Below are 6,719 nucleotides of genomic sequence, written 5' to 3'. Positions count from 1 at the left end.
CATCTGCCACAACAAGCGTCTACCGCCTCAGCCGGCCCGAAGCGGTCCGCCACCTGAACTGCAATGAAGCACCCCCGTCGGGACAAAACGCTCTTTCAGCACCTGTTTCAACAGCTCCGCCTGGGTCTCGCTGGTCCCATCGCCGAGCAACAGATAGACGGCGTTGAGGAGTTGGTCGGTGGACAGGGTGCCGTTGGCACGCCGTTCGACGAACTCTTCGATCAGGCCTGCACCTCGGCTGACGCCCTCGTTGCCGAGGTGTGCCTGGACGATTTCGGCCAGCCGACCTGTGTCGGGGCTCGGGAGGTCGAGGCGGATGCAGCGACGCAGGAAGGCCGGGGGGAAGTCCCGTTCGCCGTTGCTGGTCAGAATGACGACGGGAAAGGTGGTGCAGCCGACCCACCCGCCGGTGATCGCGGCCGTGCCGTCACCGGGCCCGGTCCGGCCGTCGTCGGTGTGGACCCGGGTGGTCGGGGTCGTCCGGGACGCCCGGGCGAGCTCAGGAATCACGAACTCGCCGTTCTCGAACACGTGCAGGAGGTCGTTGGGCAGGTCGATGTCGCTCTTGTCGATCTCGTCGATCAGCAGCACGCGGGGCCGCTCGACCGGCAGAAGAGCGGTGCCGAGCGGCCCGAGGCGGATGAAGGCTCCGATGTCCGGCTGCTCGGGACGGAGTTCGTCGTCGTGCACAGAGCGGGGCCCGTCGCTCATCACGGGTTCCCGGGACGAGCGGGAGGACCGTCCGCTTGCGGCGAGGCCCGCCTCCTGCAACCGACCGATGGCATCGTAGGAGTAGAGACCGTCCTTGAGCGTGGAACGGCTCGTGATGGGCCACTGCAGCACCCGGCCGAGGCGCAGTTCGTGCGCGATGTGGTAGGCCAGGGACGACTTGCCGGAGCCGGGGGGCCCGGTCACCAGCAGCGGGCGGCGCAGCATCAGGGCGGCGTTCACGGACTGCACAGTCGCCTCGGTGGCCCGATAGGTGTGCGCCCGCGTCCCGACGGGACGGACGTGTTCACCGCCCTCGAACCCGCCACGCCCCCGCATGTCACGCCAGGGAGGCGGCTCGGGCAGCCGCTCGATCCCGTCGTGCGGCTCGCCGCGCCCCCGGTAGATGTATCCCTCGTGCACTGTCCCTGCCCGCCTTTCCCACCGCTGTCCATGTCCTTGCCCGCACCGGTCGGCGCGCTGCGGCCTCAGGGACACCGCAGTGCGCCGCCTCCGACATCGGGGCGTCCGCCGGGGTCGTCCCACACGAGCGCCAGTTGTTCGGCCGGGGACGGTGTCCCGGAGTCGAGTGCCTTCCGTCGCAACGACGTTATGCGTTCGGGGAGTCGGGCGGGACTGCCTCCGGAGATCAGTCGTCTGGTCGCTGCGTGGAGCGCCCCGGACTCCACATGACCGTCGGCGTCGCCCTCGTCGCGTCCCCACAGCACGACGGGAACGCCCGCGTCCAGCGCCGTTCCCACGGCGCGCGTCACCGCTCCGGCCGGAGCGTGGCCGTGCCGGGACGGCGGCTCCACGACAACGGCGAGGGCGAGGGCGAGTTGCCGCATGCTCCCGCGCGGGTCCTGCTCGCGTCCGCACGGCAGCCAGACGGCCCGCTCGGCTGAGAGGTCGAGGGACCTTTCGTACTCCTGCCACCGGCGCGTCCATCGCTCGCGCGCGCGCGGGTCGGTGGGGCGCTCCAGATCGCGTACGACGACGGGGCACAACACACCCAGAGGGGGACCCGCACCGGTCGTATCGTTGCTGCGGCTGCTGACGGACCAGCGGTCGACGCGGAGGTCGAGCAGGGAGCGCGGCAGCATGAACTCGACGCGCGAGGGCAGTCCGCCCGAGAGCTCCTGCGCCTTCTCGAAGAACGTGTTGAAACGGGCGACGATCCGCCCGAGGGACTGGGGTTCGTCGTCGACAACCAGGACGATCCAGCGTTCCGCGCTGTAGCCCAGCCACATGGACAACAGGCATTCCCTGGAGCCGGGTTGATAGCGCTGGAGGCTCACGACCAGCCGCACGCCATCGCCCTGGTCGCCGGACGGCCCGTCCGGGCGGGATTCCGCAGCCGCCGGTACGGTGACGCCAAGCCGCCGGGCGAGCCGGTGGATCCACTCCCGCAGGTCGTCACGCTGGAGCGGGGACCATCCGGGGCGTGCGGCGAGGGCGACAGCGAACCGCAGTACCGGGGGCGGCTGATGGGGAGGGGCAGCCAGTTCCTCGAGGAAGGCGACGGCCTCCGCAGGCGACCGGGGAGGCCGCTCGGCGGCCGAGCCCGCGATCTCCAGGAAGGACGGCAGCCAGGGCTGGTGGCCGTCGGCGAGCAGAATCCGGACGAGCTCCGCTCCAGGTCCGCTGACGGGGCCGACAGGTTCGGTCAGCCGTGCGACCAGGAGTCGCAGCCGGGTGATCGCAGGCGTTTCGCCATGGAAGAGGGCCAGCAGTTCGGCGAGTTCCAGGAGGGCGCCGTCCCAGTCCAGCAGATGCCGGATCATCAGGTCGGCCGTCATCCGGGTGGAAGCGGCCGGCCTGAATCCCGCCACCAAGGACGGCCGCAGCTCGTCCAGAATCACGGCCCGGGTGTGCACGTCGGCGAATCCCGGCAGATCGCAGAGCAGATCCACCAGTTCCGAGACAGTGGCCGCCTCCGCCTCCGCCCTCAAGACGCACGGGCCGGGGTCGAACCGGATGTTGGCACAGAAGGCCTCCCCGTCATCGACACTCCCGCTCCCGTGCACCCGGATGGCACCACATGGTACGGGTCCTGCCCTCCGCTGTGATCCGGAACCGCGAACCCGGCGCTCGGCATCCGCACCATCCACCACACCGCGGCCCCTGACGCAACTACAGCCTGGCTCGGCGCCCTGCTGCCTGAGCAGGAGCGGTCAGGAAATGCGCAGGGACCAGGCCTCGGCACAACGTCGGGTCGACCACCACCGGGTCCCCGACGCCGACCGGGCGCACCTGCGAGCTCGCTCGTGCCCGGGCAGGCGACGATGGCGATGAGGTTGGCCTGGCCAGTGGTGGAGCCGGCGCTCCGGGGGCCCAGCGGACCCTCGTTGGTCGGGCCGACGATCCTGAGTCAGGCAGTGGCGCGCAGTCCGCGGAAGCGGCCGGGTAGCGGCCCCTCGTCGCCGTTCGGGTCGCGGCGGTGCAGGTCCCGGCTGAACTCAGCCCGGCACCGCGCAGACGGTCAGCGATGCCCGCATCCGCAAGGTGCCGAGTCCGTAGCCGGCTCTGATCAGCGTCCTGTGCCTCGATCAGGTCGAGGTCGAGGTCGAGGTCGCGGATGCAGAAGCCGTGGTGCTCGAAGGTCTCGTTGAGCACTGTGCCGAGGCACTGCCGTACCAAGCGGCCCCGGGCGTACGGCGGCCAGACACCGTCGTCGGGTACCGGCGCCCGCGCCGCGAGCTGCCCAGCGGTGACCTCGTCGAGCCAGGCCTCGAGCTCGGCGGCCTGTGCGTCACGCACGCTCACGATCTCGTCGAGGGCCGGATCGAGCGAGAGGTCAAGCCCGTGCGCTCCACGGTAGGGCTCGACGGTCGTCCCTATGCCCATCGGCGTGAACAGCTCTGTCGAGCCCAGGCAGCACAGGCGGAACCACGAGTCGTGGACGAACACCAGGTGGCGCATCGTCCGCACCGCCGACCACTCGTCGTTCACGCTGCGGCGCTCGATGCCGGGCTACGGCGGATTCGCTCGATCGTGGCGGCCCATCCGGCATGGAGCTGCCACCATGCCTCGCGCAGAGCGGCTCCTCAGGGTGCCCACGGCCCGAGCATGTCCTTCATCGTGTCGGCCATCGCGAACTGCAGCAGCGGGCCGTAGGTGATCCGGCCGACGCCCAGGCGGCGGAAGCGCTCAAGATCGTGCTTGAGGGGATGGGCCGTGGAGTTCACGGGAACGGCGACGGCGCCGGTCACCGCCGCGAGCAGGTCGTCGTCGTCCTGGATACCCACCGGGTAGACGCTGTCGGCGCCGGCCTGCGCCAGGGCCCGCAGTCGCTCGATCGCCTGGTCGAGGACGCCGGAAGCGTCCTTCGCGTGCAGGAAGACGTCGGTGCGCCCATTCACCCAGACCGGGACCCCCGCGTCGTCAGCCGCCGCGCGCAGGCCGGCGACGTAGCTCACGTGCTCCTGCGTGCTGCGCAGGCGGCCGCCGTCCGAGTGGACGGTGTCCTCAACGTTGAGACCGACGCCGCCGACCTCGATGAGCCCGGCGACGAGATCCGCGGGCTTCTGCCCGTACCCGGACTCCAGGTCCACGGACACCGGGACGTCCACCGCCGCGATGATCGGCCTGACGGCGGAGAGCACCTCCTCGAAGGTCTGCCCTTCATGGTCGTCGGCCCCCCTGGAGTCGGCCAGCGGATGACTGCCGATCGTCAGCGCGGGGAACCCGGCGGAGGCTGCCGTCCGTGCGGACCAGACGTCCCAGACGGTCGGCAGTACGAGCGGCTTGTACTCGGCGTGCAGCTGCTTGAGGCGTTGAGCGCGCTCAACGGTGAGGCGAGAGTCCATGCCAGGGACGCTACACCTGGATGGCGACGGACAACGGACCGGCGGGACGCCGCCTTTGACGCCCGTCGCACCGACGAGGCGGGGAGCACCACACCGGGTGGTCCTAGTCTCCGGAGAAGCCGAAAATTCCCAAATGAGTCGGCCTGTCATCGGAGTAGAGGACGATGTAGTAGCCGGTCCATCGCATCTGACACTCGCCGAGAAGGCTCCGCTCGTGCTCCTCATGGCTCGCAGCCTCATTGGCAGCGGCAACGAGTTCTTCGTACTGCTCGACCGTCGGGCGGCCGGCACCGAAGTGGTGCACCACGCGGCTGAGCGCCAGAGGGCGCAGAGCGCCGTAGTCAGCGATGCCGGACTGCGTCGGCGGGTCATCGGTGGCAACAACTCTGTCGATGTCGAGGATCGTATGGGTGCCTTCTGTGCCCATGAACTCCTCGTCTGCGTACAGGTCCTGCAGGCTTCGGTAGCGATCACCGTCGCCGTACTCCTCCTGAAACACCCTGGCCTGCAAAGTCCCCAAGGCCGCCTCGACATCACCGTCGTACCTGGTGAGGTAGTCCCATCCGCTGGCGCCCATTGAGCCACCCTTCCTACAGATTGTGAATGCCCGAACAGTAACGACGGGGACTGACATCGCCGGCGTTCCCGCGGCGGTGGTCTGCGGCTGTGGGTGACGACCGCTCGCGCGGTGCTGGAGGTCGGCGAGGACGTGGTGACGTTGTCCGCCGCTGGGAGCGCGTTCGAGTTCGCGCTCGACGCGGAGGCGGTGCTGCGCCCGCTGGTCGACGGCCGCACCGCGGACCGCCGTACTTGCACGCTGAGCTCCGCGGCCAGGACCCGGGTGCTAGCCGTCGCGCTCGATTCGCTCGGGGGTGAACCGCTCGGCGAGCTGCGTGGCGCCCGCGACGGGTGGGGTCCGCCTTCGCGACCGCCAAGGATCCTCCGCACGTGGTAGAGCGTCCACAGGCAGGTGAGCGCCCCCTCGAACGCGGCGAGGACGGGACGGTCCGCAGCCCGGCCAGGGGTGAAGGAGGTGACGGCGAGGCGGCGGCCGGTGCGCGGTCCGGTGTAGGCGGCGTAGCGGTGGTGGCCGCGGTGGTGCACGCTTTGCGCGCCGACGGTGTGCAGGGCCTCATCCAGCTACGCCCGGCCTGGCTCGCCCGGGTGACGGGGCTCGCCGAGGGCGACCAGGCGCCGTTCGACCCCGCCATGCCCGCGCTCGCCGTTGCGGACCTTGGACGACGGCGGTCAGGTCGCTCGGCTGATCTGCATCCTTCGATGCGACCTGGACCGGGCGTTCTGACGTTGGCCGTTCGTCCTCTATGAGGTTTGCTCGGCGCCCGCCCGCCCGCCTGCCCGCCGGCCTGGCGGCGGTCCGGACCGGCGGACGAGGCGATGTCACGCAGGGACGCCGAGCGGCGGGTGCTCGAGCACGCGGGGCTTGTACTCGACCAGTTGGATGCGGCCGTCGAAGGTGTGGTGCTCGATCATCTCGAGGGCAACGTCCGGATAGCCGTCGTAGATGCGTTCTTCGCCCGTGGCCCCGGTGATCACCGGGAACATCACCACCCGGAAGCGGTCGACGAGTCCGGCTCGTAGCAGGGACCGGCACAGGCTGAGGCTGCCGATCGTGCTGAGCAGCCCCGAGCCGCTCGACTTCATGGCACGGACCGCCTCGACGGCGTCGTCGCGGACGAGCGTGGAGTTGGCCCACGTCAGCGGCTCCTCGAGCGAAGAGGAGAACACCACCTTGGACGCCTGCGTGAGCTCGTCGACGGACGCCTCTTCTTCCGGCCTGAACTCGTCTTGGCCAGTCGGGACCTCGCCAGCGGCGAAGCCCGACATCAGGCGGTAGGTGTTCGCTCCCATCAGGTAGGTGGCCTCGGGCTGCTTGCCGAGCCATGCGAGGTACTCCGGGCCCTCGAGGCCCCAGAACCCGGGCCATCCCTGTCCCGATGCGTGGCCGTCGAGGGAGGTGATGAAGTCGACGAGAAGCTCCGACATGGCGGTGTCCTTTCCTGGGGTGTCATGAGCTTGGACCGGCCGGGAGCCAAAAGCTCATCGGCAGGCTTGGCCCGATATCCCGACCCCGCTCATTGCTCTTAAAAAAATCTCGGCGCCCACGAGACGGCAAGAAAACCAGAAGCCCCCTGTGGCCTGAAAAAAAAAAACAAAAAAACAAAAAAAAAAAAAGAGGAAAGA

General features: G+C 69.5%; 7 protein-coding genes. 1 reads left to right on the top strand and 6 read right to left on the bottom strand.

The annotated features are described in order from the left end of the window. Positions 1-27: 27 nt before the first annotated feature. The 5 genes from P1P75_RS38270 to P1P75_RS38250 all read right to left on the bottom strand — a co-directional run bounded on the left by P1P75_RS38270 (position 28) and on the right by P1P75_RS38250 (position 5,151). A complete protein-coding gene (locus P1P75_RS38270) occupies positions 28-1,131 on the bottom strand; it encodes a MoxR family ATPase (RefSeq protein ID WP_319264098.1) in 1,104 nt (367 codons plus the stop codon). 65 nt (positions 1,132-1,196) lie between these two features. Then, positions 1,197-2,621: a hypothetical protein gene (locus P1P75_RS38265; RefSeq protein ID WP_319264097.1), complete on the bottom strand. Its 1,425-nt coding sequence runs from the start codon at positions 2,619-2,621 to the stop codon at positions 1,197-1,199. Between the two features lie 220 nt (positions 2,622-2,841). After that, a complete protein-coding gene (locus P1P75_RS38260) occupies positions 2,842-3,660 on the bottom strand; it encodes a DinB family protein (RefSeq protein ID WP_319264095.1) in 819 nt (272 codons plus the stop codon). Between the two features lie 95 nt (positions 3,661-3,755). Beyond that, the gene (locus P1P75_RS38255) at positions 3,756-4,517 is read right to left on the bottom strand and encodes an isocitrate lyase/phosphoenolpyruvate mutase family protein (RefSeq protein ID WP_319264094.1); all 762 of its coding nucleotides are present in this window, start codon (positions 4,515-4,517) and stop codon (positions 3,756-3,758) included. A 103-nt stretch (positions 4,518-4,620) separates the two neighbouring features. Beyond that, positions 4,621-5,151, bottom strand: coding sequence for a hypothetical protein (locus P1P75_RS38250; RefSeq protein ID WP_319264092.1), 531 nt, complete (start codon positions 5,149-5,151; stop codon positions 4,621-4,623). Between the two features lie 36 nt (positions 5,152-5,187). On the opposite strand from P1P75_RS38250, the gene P1P75_RS38245 reads away from it, so the two are divergent. Next, positions 5,188-5,472: a hypothetical protein gene (locus P1P75_RS38245; RefSeq protein ID WP_319264090.1), complete on the top strand. Its 285-nt coding sequence runs from the start codon at positions 5,188-5,190 to the stop codon at positions 5,470-5,472. Positions 5,473-5,915: 443 nt separating this feature from the next. Here the strand turns inward: P1P75_RS38245 and P1P75_RS38240 are convergent, their stop codons facing one another. Further along, complete coding sequence (locus P1P75_RS38240) at positions 5,916-6,521, bottom strand: dihydrofolate reductase family protein (protein WP_319264089.1); 606 nt, start codon at positions 6,519-6,521, stop codon at positions 5,916-5,918. Positions 6,522-6,719 lie beyond the last annotated feature (198 nt).

It is taken from the genome of Streptomyces sp. ID05-39B (assembly GCF_033794725.1).
Classification (GTDB): domain Bacteria; phylum Actinomycetota; class Actinomycetes; order Streptomycetales; family Streptomycetaceae; genus Streptomyces; species Streptomyces bobili.
This window is presented reverse-complemented; position numbering and strand designations above follow the sequence as displayed.

Excerpts from the sequence above, each read along its gene's own strand:
- P1P75_RS38255 (WP_319264094.1), bottom strand. The coding sequence starts at position 4,517 with ATGGACTCTCGCCTCACCGTTGAGCGCGCTCAACGCCTCAAGCAGCTG.
- P1P75_RS38250 (WP_319264092.1), bottom strand. The coding sequence starts at position 5,151 with ATGTCAGTCCCCGTCGTTACTGTTCGGGCATTCACAATCTGTAGGAAG.
- P1P75_RS38240 (WP_319264089.1), bottom strand. The coding sequence starts at position 6,521 with ATGTCGGAGCTTCTCGTCGACTTCATCACCTCCCTCGACGGCCACGCA.